The organism is Ruegeria sp. BC8 (assembly GCF_056535705.1).
Window position 1 is genome coordinate 758,909 of the sequence record NZ_JBQFIV010000001.1, and the last position, 20,165, is coordinate 779,073.

Consider the following 20,165-nt stretch of genomic DNA (forward strand, 5'->3'; position numbering starts at 1 on the left):
AATGTTGCATTTCAAGTTCAGTTTAATGTCTGAACCTCACATTGACTTCATACCTGAAACAATAAGGGCCTGTCTGTGATGGGCTTCACAACCAGCGGTATAATCGTCTTTCGAAAATCATCCGCTGCTGGAATTTGCGCCCGATGGCTGATTCTGCGCCAACACGGCAAAGCGGATTTGGCGGCCGGTCGAGAAGCTGATACAGCGGCGCCAAGTGATAATGAAAGGCAACCCGACCGTGCTGAGTTTTGCCACGATAGTGTATTCCAAGGATTACCCGCTGCTCGAGTTGCAGGCGCGTTCCTTTGCGCGATTTGCTGATCCGGCCAAGGTTGCTTCCATCCATGTGGTTCTGAATGACGTCGACGAAACCGCATTGCGGGCGCGTATCGAGCCCATATTGGCGGCTCATGGTCCTTTGCAATCCAAGGTTCCGGTTAGTGGCGAAGATGGCGTTCGGCTCGCGCCCAGCCCATCTAGCAAGGATTCATTGGCCGACCTATTCGCAACAAAAGCTGGAAGACCTGATCGCCAGGATCGACGAACCGGAACTGTTGAGCCTTGGTCTGCACAACCGGGCGGTTTCCATGCTGACGCCTGAAACCCAAGATCGCTTGTTCGAAGCCTTGGCGCGTCGGGGGATCAGTGATCGTGAGACGACCCAGTCCGTGCTGAATGCAACTGCGTCGCTGGCCGGTTGAACGGGCGCGTACATCCAGAACCGGCTTGACCATCCAGCCAAATCCCGAAAATGTCCCCACCACAGATTTGCCGGAGCAGGAATGGCCAGAACACCCCCTCCCTTTGCCGCCTTCGAATGGAAGATCGCCTGGCGCTATCTGCGCGCCCGGCGTGCCGAAGGCGGTGTAAGCGTGATGACGTGGATCTCGTTGATCGGGATCACGCTGGCCGTGTTCGCGCTGATCGCCACGCTGGCGGTCCGGTCAGGGTTCCGGTCCGAATTCGTGGGCACCATTCTTGGGGCCAACGCTCATGTAACAGTCTACTCGGCCGGCGAACTGGACGCGCAAGGGCAGGTTGATCGCACCATAGTTGATTTCGACGCCATGGCCGAGCGCATCGCGCGGGTGCCGGACGTTCAACGCGCTGCGCCGCTGGTCAAGGGGCAGGTCCTGGTCACCAACCGCGATCGCAGCAGCGGGGTCGAGGTGTTCGGTATCCGCCCTGACGATCTCTACAGCCTGCCCGGTATTGCCGAAAGCGATCAGGCTTACGGCGACCTGTCCCGGTTCGAGGAGGGGATCGCCATCGGCTCGGGCGTGGCCCGCGCCATCGGTGCAACGGTGGGGGATCGGGTCAAGCTGACCTCGCCCAACGGGGTCAAGACCGCCTTCGGTACCTCGCCCCGCGTGAGTGCCTATGAAGTCGTCTACGTGTTTTCGGCCGGGCGCTATGACATCGACCGCACCCGCGTTTACATGCCGTTTTCCGAGGCGCAGAGCTTTTTCAACCGCGAGGGCGTCGCCGACGAGATCGAAGTGATGGTCGATCGCCCCGAGGACCTGAACCCCATCCTGATCCCTATCCTTGAGGCGGCGGGAGAACGCTCGCAGATCTGGACATGGCAGGATGCCTCAGGCGGTTTTCTGCGCGCGCTCGAGGTCGAGGACAACGTGATGTTCATCATCCTGTCGATCCTCGTGCTGATCGCCGCGATGAACATCGTCTCGGGGCTGATCATGCTGGTGAAAAACAAGGGCCGCGACATCGGCATCCTGCGCACTATCGGGCTGAGCGAGGGTTCGGTGCTGCGGGTGTTCTTCATCTGTGGCGCCTTCACCGGGATCATAGGCACCGCGATGGGCGTCATCCTGGGCTGCCTGTTCGCGCTCTATATCGATCCGATCTTCTCTTTCGTGAACTACGTGATGGGCGGCGGCGTCTGGGATCCGGCGATCCGCGGCATCTATGCCTTGCCGGCCGAGCTGCACCTGTCGGACGTGCTCAAGGCGGTGGGGCTGTCGCTGGGCCTGTCCTTCTTCGTCACCTATTTCCCGGCCCGCCGCGCGGCGCGGCTGAACCCGGTCGAGGCGTTGCGCTATGAATGATGTCACCTTGCGTCTGTCCGGCTTGAAGAAAACGTATCTGAAAGGCACACCCGCCGAGGTGCAGGTTCTGCGCGGCGCCGATCTGGAACTGCGCGCGGGCGAGGCAGTGGCGCTTGTGGCGCCTTCGGGGGCGGGCAAGTCGACCCTTCTGCACATCGCCGGTCTGCTGGATACGCCGGATTCCGGGACGGTCGAAATCGGCGGCAAGGATGCGACCGGAAAGGGCGACCGCACCCGCACCGCGATGCGTCGGCGGGATGTGGGTTTTGTCTATCAGTTCCATCACCTGCTGCCGGAATTTACCGCGCTGGAAAATGTCGTGCTTCCGCAATTGGCCAACGGCGTATCCGACAGGGCGGCCAAGGCCCGCGCGATGGATCTGCTGGGACGTGTCGGCGTCGCCGACCGTGCCGACCACCGCCCGGCGGCCCTGTCTGGGGGCGAGCAGCAGCGGGTGGCCTTCTGCCGGGCCTTGGCCAATGAACCGCGTGTCCTGCTGGCAGACGAGCCAACAGGGAATCTGGACCCGGGTACCTCGGATCAGGTCTTTGCCGCGCTGATGGATCTGGTGCGCGAGTCCGGCCTGTCGGCGTTGATCGCCACGCACAACCTTGACTTGGCGGCGCGGATGGACCGGATGCTGCGGCTGGACGGGGGTGTGCTCAGGCCAGCTGAGTGATCGCGACGCCTACGGCCATCACCGCGATCCCGCCGGCGCGCATCAGGGTCAGCGGTGTGACCTGCGCGCCGAAAAGGCCGAAATGGTCAATGGCCGCGGTGCTGATCAACTGCCCCAACAGCACGAAGAACACCGCGTTGCCGACGCCGAAATGCGGTGCGACGTGGGTAATGGATAGCACGTAGAAGGCAATCAGAACCCCACCCAACAGCAGATGTTTCGGGGTCTGCGCAACCTTTGCCAAAGCTTGTGTTCCGGGGAACAGCAGCATCACCAGCGCCGAAGACCCAAACGCCACTGCAAACAGGATGACCGCAGCGGTGGTGGGCGAGCCGATCAGTTTTCCGAGCGCCGCATTCAGCGCGGCGAGAATCGGAACTCCGATCCCGGCGGCGAGCATGATGGCTGCATAATGTGTCATGGCCCGGACCCCTTAGCCGATTTCGTTGATCTGGATCATTGCGGGTCCGGACGGTTCGGGCAACCCTGCTTTTGGCGTTAGAACGGAGGAACGCAATGAAACTGTTGACGTTTACCGCATTGGCCATGGCGGGTACGATAGCCGCCACAGGTGCTGAAGCCCAGGATGCCGAAGCCGGCGAGCAGCTTTACCTGCACCATTGCGCCACCTGTCATGGACTGGATGCGACTGGACACGGGCCAATGGCCGGCGTGCTGTTGATCCAACCGACCAATCTGAAGACGCTTGGTGACGCGGGCGGAGAATTTCCGACCGCGCGTGTGGTGCAGCGGATAGACGGCCGCGATCCTCTGGTCAGCCATGGCAGTCCAATGCCGGTCTACGGGCCGTATTTCGAAGGGCAGGACACCGCCATCAAGACAGATGCCGGCCAGCCGATCCTGACCAGCAAGCCGATTGCCGATCTGGTCGCGTATCTAAAGACCTTGCAAGGCAAGTGAACCTCAGCGGCAGATGCCTTCCACCTTGGCACCGCTCCAAGGGATAACCACGTCGCTTTCTCGCCGGGCACCCGGCAGTTTTTCCGGGTCGAAATGCTTGGCCAGCATGTCATGCAAACGCTGGGTCCGCGGGGCGTCCGGATCCAATGCGCGGCAGCAGACATATTCCTCGACGATGGCGCCCTGCTGTTCAAACCCGTAGTCCAGAAAATCGGCCGAGTTATCCAGATCGAACAGGTAAGGATCCTTGCGGCCACCATGTTCGGCGGCTGCCCTCAACGGGTGATAGCCGGTGGTTTTCCGGTTCTGCCATTGCCAGACATGGGTTAGTTCATGGGCAAAGATCATGGCGGCCACAAGGTTCATCTGGTCGGGGTACCGCGCCATGTAGTCGTCAAGATACCAGTCCTTGGTGAAGTATACCCGGTTGAACAGCGCGATCGCCGCCGGTTTTCCGGTTACGATCTCGTCCTTGACCGGCGGCAGGATACGCTCGCGGCAAGCCAGCCTCGGTCTGGCTTTTCGTTCGTAGGTGATGGAGGCGACCGGCGCGCCTTCGACCAGCCGAACCCGGTCAAGATCCAGCGTTTCGCCTTGAACCTTGCTTGCAAAGGCGCGCTCGTTCTCGGTCAGAGGGCGACCGCAGGACAACAGAGCAAGAAAGAGCAGGATTGAAATCAGCCGGACCATGACCAAACCCTAGCCCGCTGTGGTTCGGTCGCAAGCGATTCTAGAGGCTCATCGCAAGCACCCGGCTGATTTCGGTCAACGACCTGCCGGATTGATGCATCCAGGTGTTGAAGGCGTCCTGTACCGCAGCCATCGCTTTCTTGGAGGTGGCTGGCTTGTCGATGACGCCTTCGGCGATCAAACGGGCGGTTACGTCGCGTGACAGGATAAAGCTGTCTCTTCCGGCAAAGCGCATCGCATACTGGGCTGAAGCCCCGCCCAACCGAGAACCACGTTTTGCGAGCATGTCCAAAAGTCCGACATAGTCGGTAGATGGCCAGCCGCCCAACACTTTGCCAACGCCGCCTTCCGTGCGGAGTTCCATAAGAAACGCTGCGTTGTCGCGCACGGTGGCGATCTTGGTGCCGTTGCGCACGATGCGCGTGTCCTGCAACAGCGCGTCGAATTTCTCATCATCCATGAAGGCGCAGCGCCCAACGTCGAACCCGTCAAAGGCCGCCTCGAAACCGTCCCATTTCGCCTCGATGACCTTCCAATTGAAGCCAGCCTGGAAGATGCATTTGGTGATTGTCGAAAGCCACCGATCCTCTGACAGGGCGCCCAATTCCTTGGCGGATCTGGGCTTGGACAGTTTGTCTTCAAGCGCGTGCGGTCCGCCGTGCCGGTCGGCCGCCAGTCCATAGATCTCATCGAAATGGTGCATCGCAAAGCTCCCTTCGCGCCAAATGTTGCCAATTTGTTCCACTCAATGCAAGGGCGGCGGCCGAGTATGGTCTGCCATTTGGGCAAAACAGTCGGAAAATCAGGAATTTGCCCCATCGTCACAAGAAATACTCGACAAACGACCCCAATTGGGTTTGTGATTGACTCGTCAATCAATGTCCGGTCCGCGAAACCTCGGGCAAGCCGCCCCATGACACGAGGGCGCGAGAGGAATGAAATGCGGTACCGAGGCCGTTTATTGGGAATGACGCGAACTGTTCGCTTTCCTTTTCCGGCCAAATTTGTGCATGTTGCGACATGGTATTGTCGTTAGACAAGTCAGCCGGCGGGCACGTTTCCGCCGGGGTGGGCAAAACAAAGAAACAGGGAGAAAATCCATGAAAAAACTGAATGTAAGCCTTCTGGCGATCATGGTCGCTGGCGCCGCGCACGCGGCTGACATGGGCGCGGTGGACGAGCCGATCAAACTGGCGATCAACGAGTGGACGGGCCAGCACGTCACCACGCATGTCGCTGCAGAGATGCTCAAGGCCGCCGGTTACCAGGTTGAATTCGTCACCGCGGGCATGTTGAACCAGTTCCAGGCGCTGGCCGACGGGGACATCGATGCCACGCTCGAGATCTGGTCGTCGAACGTGTCGGACGAATACGCCAAGAAAATCGAAGAGGGCACCGTGGTCGAAATCGGCGACCTTGGCCTCGATGCGAAGGAAGGCATCGCATATCCGGCCCATGTCGCCGACTTGTGCCCGGGTCTGCCCGCGTGGGAAGCGCTGAAGGACTGCGCTCAAAACTTTGCGACGGCTGAGACCCTGCCGATGGGACGTCTGGTCGACTACCCGGCTGACTGGGGCACGCCCGGGGCAGACCGCATGGTCGGGCTTGAACTGCCGTTCAAGGCTATTCCTGCCGGGTCCGAGGGCGCGCTGATCGCCGAACTACGCGCTTCGACCGAACGCAAATCACCTCTGCTGATCACCTTCTGGCAACCGCATTGGGCCATGTCGGCCTATGATGTGAAATTCGTTGAGTTGCCGCCGGGTGAAGACGCCTGCTTCAACGATCCGGCCTGGGGGCCAAACCCCAATGCCGTCAACGACTGCGATTTCTCGCCCTCGCGCATCTTCAAAGCCGGATGGAGCGGTCTGGCGGACAAGTGGCCTGCCGCGTATGAAATCCTGAGCAACTATCAATTGGCGGTCGAAGACCAGCAGCCGATGATGGGTGCGATCGATGTCGACGGCGGCAAGGTCGAAGAGGTTGTCGCGGCCTGGATGGCGGACAACGAAGACAAGTGGCGTCCGGTCGTGGACGCGGCAACGAAGTGAGCCACCTAAGTGACTGACGCGAATACGCCAGCCATTGCCTGCCAGTCTCTCTGGCAGGTTTTTGGCCAAGGCGCAGAAAAAGCCCTGACCGACGCGTTGTCTCGGTCAGGGAACGACGCCGACAAGGCCGCCGCCGATTTGCGCGAACAGGGGTTCATCCCGGCTGTTCAGGATGCAAATTTCGAAGTCCGCGATGGTGAATTGTTCGTCATCATGGGTCTGTCGGGGTCCGGCAAGTCGACCCTGATCCGTTGCATCTCGCAACTGTTGCCCGGTACGGGTGGCGAGATCCGCATCGACGGCGACAACGTGATGGGTGCCCCGAAGAAGCAGCTGACCGAACTGCGCCGCAAGAAACTGGGCATGGTGTTCCAGCATTTCGGACTGTTCCCGCACATGACGGTGGCCGAGAACGTCGCCTATCCGCTACGCGTGCAGGGTGTGGGCCGCAAAGAACGTCTGGCCCGCGCGCAGGAAGTCATTTCGCTGGTGGGGCTCGAGGGCCGCGAGGACAGCTTTCCCCGGCAACTGTCGGGCGGTCAGCGTCAGCGCGTGGGCATCGCCCGGTCTTTGGCAGTGAACCCCGACATCTGGTTCTTGGACGAGCCGTTCTCGGCCTTGGACCCGTTGATCCGGCGGCAGCTGCAGGACGAATTCCTGCGCATTCAGGCGACGCTGAAGAAATCCATCGTCTTCATCACGCATGATATTCAAGAAGCGCTAAAGCTGGCGGACCGCATCGCAATCATGCGGGACGGCAAGATTGTGCAGATCGGCACGCCGACGGATATCGTTCTGCGCCCCGTCGACGACTATGTGCGCGAGTTCTCAAAGGACGTGGCCAAGGGCCAGCACGCCAAAGTCGCCTCGGTCATGCAAGCGGGCGAGGCCGAGCGCGGTCCCGATGACCCTGGCCTGACAACAAAGATGACATTGGACGCGGCGCTGGCGCGCTGTATGGCATTGTACGAGCCCGTGCCGGTGCATGACGAAACCGGCGCGATCGTCGGCACCGTGCACCCCTCGGATCTGGCCGCAGCCCTGCAGGTGGATGACGCATGACCGTCGTCGCCGATGTTCCCAAACCCACTCGGATTCACCTGACAGCCGGAGCGCAGGCGGCCCTGATCACGCTGATCGTGGGCGCGCTGTGTCTGGCGCTTGAGCCGCACGCGCCCTGGCTCGTCAAATGGCCTGCGTCGTGGGAGGTGCCGGCCACGCAATGGGTGGGCGCCTTCCTCGACTGGTTTCTGAACGCGATCAAACCGGCGGCCCGGCTGTTTTCCGATTTGATGGCCTATCCGATGAACTGGGCCAACTTCGTGTTGGGAAATACGCCCTGGCCGATCCTGATCGGGCTGGTGACTGCACTCGGTTGGTATCTGGGCGGGTTGCCCATGGCGGCGCTGGGCTTTCTAGGCCTCAGCTTCGTGCTGGCTTCGGGCTATTGGGCCGAGAGCATGAACACCTTGGCGCTGGTGGCCGTTTCGGTCCCGGTCGCGCTGATCGTCGGCAGTGCAATTGGCATTCTGGCCAACGAAGTGCCGCGGGTGAAATCGGTGGTTCAGGCAGTATTGGACATCATGCAGACGGTGCCGACCTTTGCCTATCTGACCCCGCTGTTGCTGCTGTTCGGGTTTGGCCCTGTGGTGGGCCTGATCGCCTCGGCCATCTATGCGGCGCCGCCGATGGCGCGCAACGTGATGCTGGGGTTGGAGCGCGTAGAGCCCGAGATCAAGGAAGCCGCCATCATGTCGGGCGGCACCCGGTTCCAGCAGCTGTTCCAGGTGGAAATCCCGGCGGCGGCGACGCAGATCATGGTGGGTGTGAACCAGTGTCTGATGGCGGCCCTGTCGATGGTGATCATCGCTGCGGTCATCGGCGGATTCAACGACATCGGCTGGGAGGTCCTGCTGACCATGCGCAAGGCGCAGTTCGGCGAATCTCTGCTGGCCGGCATGGTGATCGTTGTCTTTGCCGTGGTGATCGACCGCATGAGCGGCACGCTCGCCGCTGAACGCCAGCGCCATGACAACCGCGTCGTCTGGGCGGTTCTTGGCTTTGCGGTCCTGTTCACGCTGCTGTTCTGGGCACGGCTACCCAACCCGTCCGAACTGACGCTGCTGGATCCGGTCGCGCAGGCGGTGGACAGCGGCCTGACAGCCTTTACCCAGAATAACGGACCGTGGCTGGATTCGCTCAAGAACAACTCGATGTTCTATGTGCTGCTGCCGCTGCGGATCGGTCTGGATCAGGCGGTTTTGCCTTTTACCTGGGGGTTCCAGTGGACCCCGGCCATGAGCTATGGCCTGTTTGCGGCCGGTGCGGTGATCGCCTTGCTGATGGCGTGGCGTGGGCACCTGACTGGCGGTCTGGTCACGCTGATCCTGATCGGCATGCTCGAGACCGGCATCGCGAACCTGCCATGGCCCTTCGTTCTGACCGGCGCGGCGGCGTTGGGCTGGGTGGCGGGCGGTTGGCGTCTGGCGGCGCTGTCGGTAGCGCTGCTGAGCACGATCCTGATCTCGGGCCTGTGGGAGAGGGCGTTGCTGTCGCTTTATCTCAGCGGTGCGGCGGTGTTTTTCTGCGCCGTTGTCGGCGGGCTGATCGGCCTCGCCAGCGCGGTCTGGTCGCCGGTCTGGAAGATCGTGCGCCCGATCTGCGACATGCTGCAGACGATCCCCCTGTTCGTGTTCCTGATCCCGGTGCTGATGGTGTTCCAGATCGGCGAGTTCTCGGCCTTTCTGGCGATCTGCGCCTATGCGATCGTGCCGATGATCCGCTACACCCGTCACGGGTTGGTCAACACCCCGGACGAGATGATGGAGGCCGCGATCTCGAGCGGCGCGACCGAGTGGCAGATCATGCGCGACGTGCGTGCGCCCTATGCTGCACCCACGATCCTGCTGGGGTTGAACCAAACCATTCTCTATGCCTTTGCGATGCTGGTGATCGCGGCGCTGATCGGCACGACCGGTCTGGGCCAGTCGATCTATCTGGCGCTGGGGCAGGCGGATGTGGGTCTGGGCATTTCGGCCGGGGCGGCGATGGCCATTCTGGCGCTGATCGCCGACCGCATGGTTCAGGGCTTTGCCGAGGAACGCCGCAAGGCGCTGGGCCTGTAGCCTTGGATCGGGGGCGGCGCAGCTGCCCCCGACAACACTTGATTTTGGACAAGGACCGGGGCCGTTTCCCCCGGTATTCCGGGCGCAAAACAGGCGGAGATGACCATGGCCGGTTGGGGCGCTTTTGTTGCTGCACTTCTGATCTTTCTGCTGAGCCACGCCATTCCGGTGCGTCCGGCCGTGCGCGGGCGGTTGATCGGGTTAATGGGGCGCGGGCCCTATTTCGCAGTCTATTCGGCGCTGTCGCTGGCGGTTCTGGCTTGGCTGATCGTGGCCGCGGCCAACGCGCCTTATGTCGAGGTCATCCCGCCGCTGGCGATCCTGCGCTGGGTGCCGCTGCTGGTGATGCCCGTCGTCTGCTGGCTGGCGGTGGCCGGGCTTGCGGCGACCAACCCGTTTTCCTTCGGCGGGCTGGGACGCCGCCCGTTCAACCCGCAACAACCCGGCATCCTGCGCACCACCCGCCACCCGATCCTGCTGGCGATGATGCTGTGGGCGCTGGCGCATCTGCTGGCCAATGGTAGCCTGGCGCATGTGGTTCTGTTCGGCCTGTTCGCGGGTTTCGCTTGGATGGGCATGGCCCTGATCGACAGGCGCAAGGCGCGCGAGATGGGGGCCGATTGGCCGCGCTTGTCGCGCTACACGGCACGCCTGTCGCTGCGATCGCCAAGCCCCTGGCCGAGGCCTTGGGTCTGGTTGGTGGCTGGGCTGGCCTATGCCGCGCTGTTGCACCTGCACGCGCCGGTGATCGGAGTGTCTCCGCTGCCTTGATGCGGGTGCTGGAAGGGGCGCCCCATGCGTGCTAATTGAAACGACAGGATGAAACCCAGAAAGGTCTGCCGATGCACCTGGCCTACGTCACCACCACCGATCGCGGCGCGACCGACCGCCTGCTGAGCGCGGTAGCCGAACGCCTGCTGGCCAAGGGCGCCCGTCTGGCCGGCGTGGTTCAGACCAACACCGAATGCGCCGACAGCAGCAAATGCGACATGGACCTGCGCGTGCTGCCGGATGGCGAAACCATCCGCATCTCGCAATCGCTGGGCAGCCAGTCGCGCGGATGCCGGTTGGACCCGGCCGCGTTGGAGCAGGCGGTGGGATATGTGACGGCGTCTTTGGCCGACCGTCCGCAACTGCTGATCGTCAACAAGTTCGGCAAGCACGAGGCTGATGGCCGCGGGTTCCGCCCCGTCATCGGCGAGGCGCTGGCGCTGGATATCCCGGTGCTGGTCGGGGTCAACGGCCTGAACCGTGACAAGTTCGTGGATTTCACCGATGGTGCGGCGCAGTCGCTTGAACCCGATCTGGACGCCATCGAGGCCTGGTTCGACAGCGTCGCCAACCTGCGGCCTGCCGCCGAATAACAGCTTTCCCGACGTAACGTCCTGAAAACCGGGCTTGTTCGGTTTCGCGCTGGCTGCAATCCTCTGCCCCGGATGGAAGGAGGATCAGCCATGTGGCAGAATTGGGCAGGCAACCAGACCAGCCAAATACGGCCCAAGCGGCCGACCACGACCGAAGACCTGCAGCAGCTGATCGCCTCGGCCGAAACCCTGCGTCCGGTCGGGGCAGGGCATTCCTTCACCCCGCTGGTTCCGGGCGCGCAACATATCATTGACCTTACCGCCTTGGACCTGCCTGCCGTGACGCAGATCGAAGGTGAACGGGCTTGGGTCAACGCCAATGCCCGGCTGCGCGATCTGTCGCCGGCCCTAAGCCAGCACGGTAAGGCCTTCCGCAATCTGGGTGATATCAACGTGCAAACTCTGGCCGGCGCGGCGGCCACGGCGACCCATGGCACCGGGCGCACCCTGCCGTGCCTGTCTGCCGAGATCACCTCGGCCCGACTGATCGGCGCTGACGGACAGACCCTGACCACCAACGACATTCCGCTGAACATGGTGCAGGTCTCGCTGGGGCTGCTGGGCCTCCTGACCGAGGCGCAGATCAATCTCGTGCCGAAATACAACCTGCGCCGCCGGGTGCGTCTGTCAGACCTGCAGGACACACTGGAGCGCATGCACCAGCATTGGGACGAGAACCGGAATTTCGAATTCTTCTACATCCCCTTCACCGGCAAGACCGTTGAAATCCGACATGACATTACCGACGCGCCCGAGACCCGCGCGCCGCGCGATCTGGACATGATCGCCGTCAAGGTTCTGAAGCTGGCGCGCAGCGCGGGTGGGCTCAGTCCCGGCCTGCGGCGCGCCCTGCTGCGTCTGCTGACGATGGCCCAATCCGACGAGGATTACGTCGGCGAAAGCTGGCGCGTTCTGTGCAGCGACCGGCATATCCGGTTCAAAGAAATGGAATACCACCTTCCGCCCGAAAACGCCCGTGACGTGCTGTCAGAGCTGATCCGACGGTTGGAGCGTGACCACGCCGACATCTATTTCCCCATCGAGGTGCGCCAGACCGCGGGCGACGACGCCTGCCTGTCACCATTCCAAGGTGGCCCACGGGTATCGGTTGCCATCCACACCGATGCGAAGGAAGGCCATCTGCGCTATTTCGAGGCGATGGAGCCGCAATTTGTGCAGGCCGGTGGCCGCCCCCATTGGGGCAAGTTGCACAGCCTGACCTATTCCGATCTGTCGCGCCTCTATCCCGATTTCGATGCCTTCTGCGCATTGCGTGAACGGCTGGACCCAAAGGGCAAGTTCCTGACACCCGCGCTGGCCCGGATGTTCCGCCCATGACTGCAGAGTATCTTGAACATCTCGCCCAAGCGCTGCGCGATCATGGTGTCGACCGGCCGGTTGCCGTCGTCGATCTGGACCGGGTCGAGGCGAATTGCGACGCCGCCCGCGCGGGGCTGGGCCACGGCTTGAAGGCCCGGCTGGTGGCCAAGTCTCTGCCGTGCCTGCCTCTGCTGGACCATACCCGCGCCCGAATTCCGGCAACGGGCCTGATGAGCTTTTCCGAACTCATGCTGTCGGCCCTGCTGGCCGCCGAGCCGGACACCGATCACCTGCTGGGCAAGCCGCTGCCGGTAACGGCCGCCCGGCGGATTCTTGAGACGCATCCCGACGCCGCCCGGCGGGTACACTGGCTGATCGACACGCCACAGCGGCTGGACGCGTATCTGTCGCTGGCCGCTGACACGGGCCACACCCTGCGCCTGTCGCTCGAGATCGACGTGGGCCTGCACCGCGGCGGGTTGACCCCCGATCAGGTCGCGGGCGTCGCGGCAGGGATCGCGGATCACGCCCATGCCACCCTGTCGGGTATGATGGGGTACGAGGTGCATCTGGCCAAACTGCCTGCGCCGCTCAGACGCCGCGCGCGGCGAGCCAGTGCGAAAGCATATGAACGGGCGGTCGCTGCACTGGGGCAGGGGGCGCAGAGGCTGTGCCTGAACACCGGTGGCAGCCTGACCTTTCAGGACCCGGCCACGCAGAGCCTGGCGACCGAGGTCGCCTTTGGGTCGGTCCTGGTGAAACCCTCGGATTTCGACCACGCATCGACCGGGGCGTTTCTGCCTGCCCTGTTCCTGGCCACACCGATCCTCAAGGTCATGCCGCGCAACCCGGTGCCTGGGATCGACCTGCCCGGGCTGCGCCGGACCAACCTCGCCATTTCCGGTGGGCATTACCTGGCTAGCCCCGTCTGGCCCGACGGGTTCGGCTATTCCGGCGTGTTCGGGCGATCAAGCAATCAAGAGGTCTGGGTGGGTCCCAAAACAACCAAGGCGCAGCCCGGCGACATCGCCTTGCTGCGCCCCAGTCAGAGTGAAGCGGTTCTGAACCAGTTCGGCACGGTTCTGGCACTGCGGCAGGGGCGGGTCGTGGCCGAATGGGCCTGCCTGCCCAACTGACGCGGGTCAGATCGCCAGATATTCCTCGCGCAACTGGGTGTTCTCCAGCACCTCGTCCGCAGTGCCGTCGAACACGATGCAGCCGGTGTCCAGAATGATTGCCCGGTCGGCCAGTTGCAGCGCGCGCACCGCGTTCTGTTCGACGATGATGGTGGTCATGCCCTGCTGCTTGATGTGGATCAGCGTCTTTTCGATCTCGTCCACGATCACCGGGGCCAGCCCCTCGTAGGGTTCGTCCAGCAGCAACACCTTGATGTCCCGGGCCAGCGCCCGGGCGATCGACAGCATCTGCTGTTCGCCGCCCGAAAGGGTCACGCCCTCCTGCTTGCGTCGTTCGCCCAGACGCGGGAACAGCTCGTAGATCCGTTCCAGCGACCAGCCGATCGGGGGGGCGATCTGGGCCAGCTGCAGGTTCTCCTCGACCGTCAGGCCGGGGATGATCCGCCGATCCTCGGGCACAAGACCCAATCCGGCGGCGGCGGCCTCGTAGCTGGTCATGTTGTGCAGCGGCTTGTGGTCCAGCCAGATCTCTCCGTGGCGCACCTCGGGCTCGCCCACCCGCGCGATCGAGCGCAGGGTCGAAGTCTTGCCCGCCCCGTTCCGCCCCAGCAGGGCCAGAATCTCGCCCTCGTGGACGTTGAAGCTGACGCCTTGGACGATGTAGCTTTCGCCATAATACGAATGCATGTCCCACACCGACAGAAACGCGGGCGCGGTGCTGGCCATGTTGGCGTTTTTCGAAAAGTCAGGTTTCTCGTTCATAGCTTTTCCTCACGCCGCCTCGCCCAGATAGGCCTCTCGGACCTTGGGGTTTCCGCGGATGTTTTCGGGGGTGTCTTCGACCAGCGGCGTGCCCTGCGCCAGAACGGTGATCCGCTCGGCCAGGCTGAACACCACATGCATGTCGTGCTCGATGATCGCGATGGTGATGTCGCGTTCATCCTTGATCTGTTTCAGCAGGTCGATGGTGTTGTTGGTGTCGGCCCGTGCCATGCCGGCCGTAGGCTCGTCCAGCAGCAGCAGGCGCGGCTTCTGGCTGAGACACATGCCGATTTCGAGCCGCCGCTTGTCGCCGCGCGACAGCGAGGCTGAATGCATGTGCCGCTTGTCGGCCATATTCATCTCTTCCAGCATGGCCTCGGCCTGTTCGACCACCTCTTTTTCGTTGGCGATGGTCTCGTAGGCGTGCATGCGGAATGCCCCGTCGCGCATCGCGAAGATCGGGATCAGCATGTTTTCCATCACGGTCAGTTCGCCAAAGATCTCGGGTGTCTGGAACACCCGGCTGATGCCCATCTGGTTGATCTGGTACGGCTCGCGCCCCAGCACCGACTGGTTGTCGAACAAGACCGAACCGGTATCCGGGATCAGCTTGCCCACCAGGCAGTTCAGCAGGGTGGATTTGCCCGCCCCGTTGGGGCCGATGATAGCATGGACCGAGTTTTCCTCGACGCTCAGGTTCACGTCCGTCAGGGCCTTGAGGCCGCCGAAGCGCTTGCTGACATCTTTTACTTTCAGAATTGCCATTGACGCGTTCCCTTATTCTGCCGGCTCGGTTTTGCCTTCGCGGCTGTCATCCCCGCCAACGCTTTTGCGGCGGATCCAGTTCAGCAACCGCTGACCGCCCTCGACCAGTCCGCCGGGCAGGTAGATCACCACCAGCATGAACAGGATGCCCAGGGTCAGGTGCCAGCCCTTGCCGATGAACGGGTGGATGATGAACACCACCGCGTCCTCAAGCCCGTCGGGCAGGAAGGCGAACCAGCTGTGCAGCACGTTGTCGTTGATCTTCGAGAAGATGTTCTCGAAATACTTGATGAAGCCCGCACCCAGAACCGGTCCGATCAGAGTGCCGGTGCCGCCCAGGATGGTCATCAGAACGACCTCGCCCGAGGCGGTCCATTGCATCCGTTCTGCGCCGGCCAGCGGGTCCATTGCGGCCATCAGGCCACCGGCCAAACCGGCATACATGCCCGAGATCACGAAAGCGGCCAGAGTGTAGGGCTTGGAGTTCAGGCCGGTATAGTTCATCCGCTGCTGGTTCGACTTCACCGCGCGCAGCATCATGCCGAAGGGCGAACGGAAGATGCGGATCGCCAGGTAGAACACCACCATCATGATCACCGCGCACAGATAGTAGCCCGCGTTGAAGTCAAAGCTCCACGCGCCCACATCCATCGTATAGGTCGCGCGCATCGGCAGTCCGAACAGATGCGGCAGATCGGGCGCATTGGCCCCCTGCAGGATCTGCGGGTCGTCGGCATAGACCTGCAGGCCGGTTTCCCCGTTGGTCAAGTTGAACTTGGGGTTCGACAGCACCGAATAGGCCAGCGCAAAGCTCATCTGCGCGAAGGCCAGCGTCAGGATCGAGAAGTAGATCCCCGACCGGCGCAGGCTGACATAGCCGATCAGCACCGAGAACAGCCCGGCGACCACGACGCTCAGCGCGATGGCCGGAATGACGTTGTAGCTGAGCAGTTTGAACATCCAGACGGCCGAGTAGGAACCCACCCCAAGAAAGGCCGCGTGGCCGAAGGACAGGTATCCGGTCAGGCCGAACAGAATGTTGAACCCGATGGCAAAGATGCCGAAGATTACGAACCGCTGCATCAGGTCCGGATAGCCCGCGTTGAACTGCGCCATGGCGCTGTCAGTGGGGAAGGGGTTCAGGATGAAGGGGGCCAGCAGCGTCAGGATTGCGACGACGATCAGCAGGCTTGTGTCTTTTTTGTTCAGTCCCAGCATGGGTTATTCCTCCATCACGCCTTTGCGGCCCATCAGACCCCGCGGACGGGTCAGAAGAACGATGATGGCGACAAGGTAGATGATGATCTGGTTGATGCCCGGGATCGTGGTGGTCGCCCAGGTGGTCGAGGCAAAGCTTTCAAGGATGCCCAGAAGGAACCCGGCCAGAACCGCGCCGGGCAGCGAGCCCATGCCGCCGACCACGACGACCACGAAGCTGAGCACAAGGAAATCCATTCCCATGTGATAGTTGGGCGGGTTCAGCGGCCCGTACATTACGCCCGCGAGGCCAGCCACCGCGGCTGCGATGCCGAACATGATGGTGAACCGTCGGTCGATGTTGATGCCCAGAAGGCCCACGGTCTCCCGGTCGGCCATTCCGGCGCGCACGACCATGCCGAAGGTGGTGAACTGCAGGAACGAGAACACGCCCCCGATGATCACGACCGCGAACAGGAAATAGACCAGACGCCAGATCGGATAGATGATCGCGTTGGGATCGAATCCCAGCGCAACGCCCAGATCGACGGACCCGCTCAGCGCCGCAGGTGGCGGGGTCTGGATCGGGTTGGCGCCGAAGAAATACTTGATGATCTCTTGCAGAACGATGGCCAGGCCGAAGGTCACAAGGATCTGATCTGCATGGGGACGCTTGTAGAAATGCTTGATCAGGCCGCGTTCCATCACGTAGCCGACCATCAACATGATCGGGATGGCAAACAGGATGGCCAGTGGCACGGACCAGTCGATGATGGTCGCGCCCAGTTCGGGGCCGAACCAGCTTTCGACATAGGGGGTCTTCACCTTCAGCGGGTTGCCCAGAAAGTCGGTCTGGGTCTCGTCGACCACCTCGTAGCTGAGGTTGAAGATCTTCTGAAGCGTGACGGCACAGAAGGCGCCGATCATGAACAGGGCCCCGTGGGCAAAGTTCACCACGCCGAGCGTGCCGAAGATCAGCGTCAGCCCCAGCGCGATCAGCGCATAGGCCGAGCCCTTGTCCAGCCCGTTCAGAATTTGCAGTAGGATTGCGTCCATTGTCCTTACCTTTGACTGGTCCCGGCAGCTCTCCCCGGTCGTCTGACCGGAGAGAGCCGTTTTGAGGACTCAGGGGTTTTCTTGCGAAAAACCGAGTGTCGGGGTTACGCGCCCGGGTTGCACTTGCCCAGTTCGCCGCCGGCGAACATCGGGTGATCCGGATCGTACTCGACCTGCGCCCGCGGAGTGATCTCGACGATCTCCAGCGTGTCATAGGCGTTGGTCGGGTTTTCGTTGCCGCGCACGACCAGCACATCCTTGAAGCACTGGTGGTCGGCTCCGCGATACCAGGTCGGGCCGTTGCCCAGACCGTCGAACTCGAAGTCTTCGAGAGCCTCGACTACGCCGCACGGGTTGAAGGTGCCTGCGCGCTCGCACGCATCCGCGTACAGCAGCACCTGGGCATAGCAGGTCTGAGCCGAGTTCGACGGCGGCTTGCCGTACTTCTCGCCGAAGGACTTCACGAAGGCCTTGGTGCCCTCATCCTGCAGCTGCCAGTTCCAGTTCATCGAACCCAGAACGCCTTTGATGTTCTCGCCGGCGCCGGCCGCCATCAGTTCCGAGTACAGCGGAACGACGATCTTGAAGTCCTTGCCGTTTACGACTTTGTCCAGCAGGCCGAACTGGATCGCGTTTGTCAGCGAGTTGACCATGTTGCCGCCGTAGTGGTTCAGAACCAGCACGTCCGCGCCCGAGTTCAGAACCGGCGCGATGTAGGACGAGAAGTCGGTCGAGGCCAGCGGGGTCTTGACGGTGTTGACCGTCTCCCAGCCCATCGCCTCGGTCGACGCCACGATCGACTCTTCCTGGGTCCAACCCCAGTTGTAGTCGGCGGTCAGGTGATAGGCGCGGCGTTCGGTGCCCATTTCCTTGGCCAGCACCGGCGCTAGAGCGGCACCCGACATGTAGGCGTTGAAGAAGTGACGGAAGCCGTTCGCCTTCTTGTCCTTGCCGGTGGTGTCGTTGGCGTGGGTCAGGCCGGCCATGAAGATCACGCCCGCCTCCTGGCAGAGGCCCTGAACCGCAACGGCCACGCCCGAGGACGAGCCGCCGTTGATCATGATCGCGCCATCCTTTTCGATCATCGACTTGGCCGATGCACGGGCAGCGTCGGACTTGGTCTGCGTGTCGCCGGTGACGAACTCGACCTTCTTGCCAAGGATGCCGTTCCCTTTCAGCGCCTTCGACGTGAAGGTGTTCAGGCAGCCGCCGTCGCCTTCACCATTCAGATGCTCGACCGCCAGCTGCTGCGCCAGCAGTTCGTCATTGCCTTCTTCGGCATAGGGGCCGGTCTGCGGCACGTTGAAGCCCAGCGTGACTGATCCGCCAGTGGGTTCGTTGGTATAGGCCGCGGCCGACGAGGCCGTGAAGATCGTCGGCAATGCCAGACCGGCGCTTGTGACGGCACCAGACTTCAGCACGCCGCGACGCGTGACAGATTTGTTTGACATGAATTCCTCCCAATTAGCAGGCTACGCCCTCGGGCTCCTCTTCCGTCGGGTAAAACGCAACCTGCGCAGGGCAAGTATGAGGGGCAGAATGAAAATTCCCCAACAAGTCCCTAGAAATGAAATATTATTTTGTAAATTCTTGAACTCTTTGATTTATGAATTTGTAAATTTTTGGAATTGGAAGATGCTAAGCTGCTCATTGGAAAGGATGAGTCAGAAAATCCCGTTTCGATACAAGCATCGGGTGTCTCGACGCAACCGACAGTCCCACGCCGTCCGATGTCCGGCCGTTGATGCTCGGAGCATCGCATGATCTCCGGGCACTCAACCTTTGCCTGAATTTCCTCGCAGAATCGAGGGCAAACGCAAGGGACCACCTGGACAAATCCGGTGTGCAATATCCATCTGTGTTCTGATTTGCGGAAGAAAATGGTGGGCGACCCTGGAATCGAACCAGGCGTGCGTCTCCGCGAGGGAGTTACAGTCCCCTGCCACACCTTGCGGCCTGTCGCCCACTGTCAGGCGTTGCACCTGACGTGGAGGCGTGATTACTAGCGCTCAAAAGGAGCGTCAACAGGAAAATTCCGCTTTGGCGCAGGAAACATTGTTCCCGGCCCGGAGGCCAGTAAAATGAAGAAACCGAAGTGGGTGATCGAGAAAGAGCAGGCGCGCAAAGCGGCGGCTTCCGAAACCGTTTGGTTATTCGGATTGCACGCCGTGCGTGATGCGTTGATGAACCCCAAACGGCAGAAACTGCGCCTGATCGTGACCCGCAACGCGCTGGACAAGCTGGCGGATGCGATCGCGGAATCGGGCATGCAGGCTGAGCTCGTCGATCCGCGAAAATTCAACGCGCCAATCGACTCGGGCTCGGTGCACCAAGGCGCGGCGCTTGAAGTCAAGCCGCTGGAATGGGGCGGTCTGGCCGAGAATTGCATCGGGCGCGAAAACCCTCGGGTGCTGCTGTTGGACCGCGTGACCGATCCGCACAATGTGGGCGCGATTCTGCGCTCGGCCGAGGTTCTTGGCGCCAGCGCGGTCATCGGCACGCGCCACCACTCGGCGCCGGAAACCGGTGCGCTGGCCAAGACCGCCAGCGGTGCGTTGGAACGCCAGCCCTATCTGCGGGTGCGTAACCTGGCTGATGCGATCGTCGAGTTGCAGAATATGGGGTTCCTGGTTCTGGGCTTGGATGGTGAGGCCGAACAGACCATCGAGGCCGCTTTGGAGGGCAAGCGCGATCGGCCGGTTGCGCTGGTTCTGGGCGCCGAGGGGCCGGGGTTGCGGCAAAAGACCAAGGAAACGGTGGATATGCTTGTCAAAATTGACGCAGCGGGCGGTTTCGGATCGCTGAACGTCTCAAATGCCGCGGCGATTGCCCTATATGCTTCTCAGCCGCATTGAGAGGAGAGACCCATTCCCGCCCCATCCAAGATTGCTACGTGCTGCTACTGCGGAACCCGCGCGGCGCTGGTCCTCAAGGGGCGCCAGCGGCACGAACTCAGCTGTTCCAGTTGCGGTGCCCCACTGCATAACCTGAAGATGATCCCTGTAAAAAAGGCTTCGGATCCACAGCCGC

The 20,165-nt window shown here is 62.0% G+C and carries 21 protein-coding genes and 1 tRNA gene; 12 read left to right on the forward strand and 10 right to left on the reverse strand.

Annotated elements, in window-relative coordinates; all coding sequences use genetic code 11:
- Positions 1 to 85: 85 nt before the first annotated feature.
- Complete coding sequence (locus ACR3EK_RS03995; protein ID WP_480632736.1) at positions 86 to 412, reverse strand: hypothetical protein; 327 nt, start codon at positions 410 to 412, stop codon at positions 86 to 88.
- A gap of 37 nt (positions 413 to 449) precedes the next feature.
- On the opposite strand from ACR3EK_RS03995, the gene ACR3EK_RS04000 reads away from it, so the two are divergent.
- From ACR3EK_RS04000 to ACR3EK_RS04010, 3 genes are all read left to right on the forward strand, one after another.
- Entirely contained in the window at positions 450 to 701 is a 252-nt protein-coding gene (locus ACR3EK_RS04000) for a hypothetical protein (RefSeq protein ID WP_480632737.1), read from the forward strand.
- 81 nt (positions 702 to 782) lie between these two features.
- Positions 783 to 2,069: a lipoprotein-releasing ABC transporter permease subunit gene (locus ACR3EK_RS04005; RefSeq protein WP_480632738.1), complete on the forward strand. Its 1,287-nt coding sequence runs from the start codon at positions 783 to 785 to the stop codon at positions 2,067 to 2,069.
- Complete coding sequence (locus tag ACR3EK_RS04010; RefSeq protein ID WP_480632739.1) at positions 2,062 to 2,748, forward strand: ABC transporter ATP-binding protein; 687 nt, start codon at positions 2,062 to 2,064, stop codon at positions 2,746 to 2,748. Before ACR3EK_RS04005 ends, ACR3EK_RS04010 begins: the two co-directional genes overlap by 8 nt.
- On the opposite strand, the gene ACR3EK_RS04015 is transcribed toward ACR3EK_RS04010, so the two are convergent.
- The gene (locus tag ACR3EK_RS04015; RefSeq protein ID WP_170340233.1) at positions 2,732 to 3,169 is read right to left on the reverse strand and encodes a DMT family transporter; all 438 of its coding nucleotides are present in this window, start codon (positions 3,167 to 3,169) and stop codon (positions 2,732 to 2,734) included. The genes ACR3EK_RS04010 and ACR3EK_RS04015 overlap by 17 nt on opposite strands.
- Positions 3,170 to 3,264: 95 nt before the next feature.
- Here ACR3EK_RS04015 and ACR3EK_RS04020 point away from each other — a divergent pair, with 95 nt between their 5' ends.
- Entirely contained in the window at positions 3,265 to 3,669 is a 405-nt protein-coding gene (locus ACR3EK_RS04020) for a c-type cytochrome (protein WP_170585678.1), read from the forward strand.
- A gap of 3 nt (positions 3,670 to 3,672) precedes the next feature.
- On the opposite strand, the gene ACR3EK_RS04025 is transcribed toward ACR3EK_RS04020, so the two are convergent.
- Together ACR3EK_RS04025 and ACR3EK_RS04030 are read right to left on the reverse strand one after the other, a co-directional pair.
- Positions 3,673 to 4,359, reverse strand: a complete 687-nt coding sequence (locus tag ACR3EK_RS04025) for a hypothetical protein (RefSeq protein WP_170340237.1) — start codon at positions 4,357 to 4,359, stop codon at positions 3,673 to 3,675.
- A 40-nt stretch (positions 4,360 to 4,399) separates the two neighbouring features.
- Positions 4,400 to 5,062: a DNA-3-methyladenine glycosylase I gene (locus ACR3EK_RS04030; protein ID WP_480632740.1), complete on the reverse strand. Its 663-nt coding sequence runs from the start codon at positions 5,060 to 5,062 to the stop codon at positions 4,400 to 4,402.
- 397 nt (positions 5,063 to 5,459) lie between these two features.
- Here ACR3EK_RS04030 and ACR3EK_RS04035 point away from each other — a divergent pair, with 397 nt between their 5' ends.
- The 7 genes from ACR3EK_RS04035 to ACR3EK_RS04065 all read left to right on the forward strand — a co-directional run bounded on the left by ACR3EK_RS04035 (position 5,460) and on the right by ACR3EK_RS04065 (position 13,355).
- Positions 5,460 to 6,410 (forward strand): ABC transporter substrate-binding protein, encoded by a 951-nt coding sequence (locus ACR3EK_RS04035; RefSeq protein WP_170369440.1) that lies wholly within the window; start codon positions 5,460 to 5,462, stop codon positions 6,408 to 6,410.
- A gap of 9 nt (positions 6,411 to 6,419) precedes the next feature.
- Positions 6,420 to 7,472: a quaternary amine ABC transporter ATP-binding protein gene (locus ACR3EK_RS04040; RefSeq protein WP_093964806.1), complete on the forward strand. Its 1,053-nt coding sequence runs from the start codon at positions 6,420 to 6,422 to the stop codon at positions 7,470 to 7,472.
- The gene (locus tag ACR3EK_RS04045) at positions 7,469 to 9,535 is read left to right on the forward strand and encodes an ABC transporter permease (protein ID WP_480632741.1); all 2,067 of its coding nucleotides are present in this window, start codon (positions 7,469 to 7,471) and stop codon (positions 9,533 to 9,535) included. The genes ACR3EK_RS04040 and ACR3EK_RS04045 overlap by 4 nt, the downstream gene beginning before the upstream one ends.
- 105 nt (positions 9,536 to 9,640) lie before the next feature.
- Entirely contained in the window at positions 9,641 to 10,306 is a 666-nt protein-coding gene (locus ACR3EK_RS04050) for an NnrU family protein (protein ID WP_170420373.1), read from the forward strand.
- Positions 10,307 to 10,377: 71 nt separating this feature from the next.
- Complete coding sequence (locus tag ACR3EK_RS04055) at positions 10,378 to 10,899, forward strand: DUF2478 domain-containing protein (protein ID WP_480634002.1); 522 nt, start codon at positions 10,378 to 10,380, stop codon at positions 10,897 to 10,899.
- Positions 10,900 to 10,989: 90 nt separating this feature from the next.
- A complete protein-coding gene (locus ACR3EK_RS04060) occupies positions 10,990 to 12,237 on the forward strand; it encodes a D-arabinono-1,4-lactone oxidase (RefSeq protein ID WP_480632742.1) in 1,248 nt (415 codons plus the stop codon).
- Positions 12,234 to 13,355: an alanine racemase gene (locus ACR3EK_RS04065; protein WP_480632743.1), complete on the forward strand. Its 1,122-nt coding sequence runs from the start codon at positions 12,234 to 12,236 to the stop codon at positions 13,353 to 13,355. Before ACR3EK_RS04060 ends, ACR3EK_RS04065 begins: the two co-directional genes overlap by 4 nt.
- Positions 13,356 to 13,361: 6 nt before the next feature.
- Here ACR3EK_RS04065 and ACR3EK_RS04070 read toward each other — a convergent pair whose 3' ends face one another.
- The 6 genes from ACR3EK_RS04070 to ACR3EK_RS04095 form a co-directional block, all read right to left on the reverse strand.
- A complete protein-coding gene (locus ACR3EK_RS04070; protein ID WP_093964811.1) occupies positions 13,362 to 14,117 on the reverse strand; it encodes an ABC transporter ATP-binding protein in 756 nt (251 codons plus the stop codon).
- 9 nt (positions 14,118 to 14,126) lie between these two features.
- Positions 14,127 to 14,882: an ABC transporter ATP-binding protein gene (locus ACR3EK_RS04075; protein ID WP_093964812.1), complete on the reverse strand. Its 756-nt coding sequence runs from the start codon at positions 14,880 to 14,882 to the stop codon at positions 14,127 to 14,129.
- A 12-nt stretch (positions 14,883 to 14,894) separates the two neighbouring features.
- Positions 14,895 to 16,100 (reverse strand): branched-chain amino acid ABC transporter permease, encoded by a 1,206-nt coding sequence (locus ACR3EK_RS04080; protein WP_480632744.1) that lies wholly within the window; start codon positions 16,098 to 16,100, stop codon positions 14,895 to 14,897.
- Positions 16,101 to 16,103: 3 nt separating this feature from the next.
- Positions 16,104 to 17,135: a branched-chain amino acid ABC transporter permease gene (locus tag ACR3EK_RS04085; RefSeq protein WP_170340251.1), complete on the reverse strand. Its 1,032-nt coding sequence runs from the start codon at positions 17,133 to 17,135 to the stop codon at positions 16,104 to 16,106.
- Positions 17,136 to 17,239: 104 nt separating this feature from the next.
- Positions 17,240 to 18,586, reverse strand: a complete 1,347-nt coding sequence (locus tag ACR3EK_RS04090) for a substrate-binding protein (RefSeq protein ID WP_093964815.1) — start codon at positions 18,584 to 18,586, stop codon at positions 17,240 to 17,242.
- A gap of 430 nt (positions 18,587 to 19,016) precedes the next feature.
- A tRNA-Tyr gene (locus ACR3EK_RS04095) sits at positions 19,017 to 19,100 on the reverse strand.
- A 116-nt stretch (positions 19,101 to 19,216) separates the two neighbouring features.
- On the opposite strand from ACR3EK_RS04095, the gene rlmB reads away from it, so the two are divergent.
- Positions 19,217 to 19,990 carry a 23S rRNA (guanosine(2251)-2'-O)-methyltransferase RlmB gene (rlmB, locus tag ACR3EK_RS04100; protein WP_480632745.1) on the forward strand — a complete coding sequence of 258 codons (774 nt, stop codon included), beginning with the start codon at positions 19,217 to 19,219 and terminating at the stop codon, positions 19,988 to 19,990.
- Positions 19,991 to 20,165: the final 175 nt, after the last annotated feature.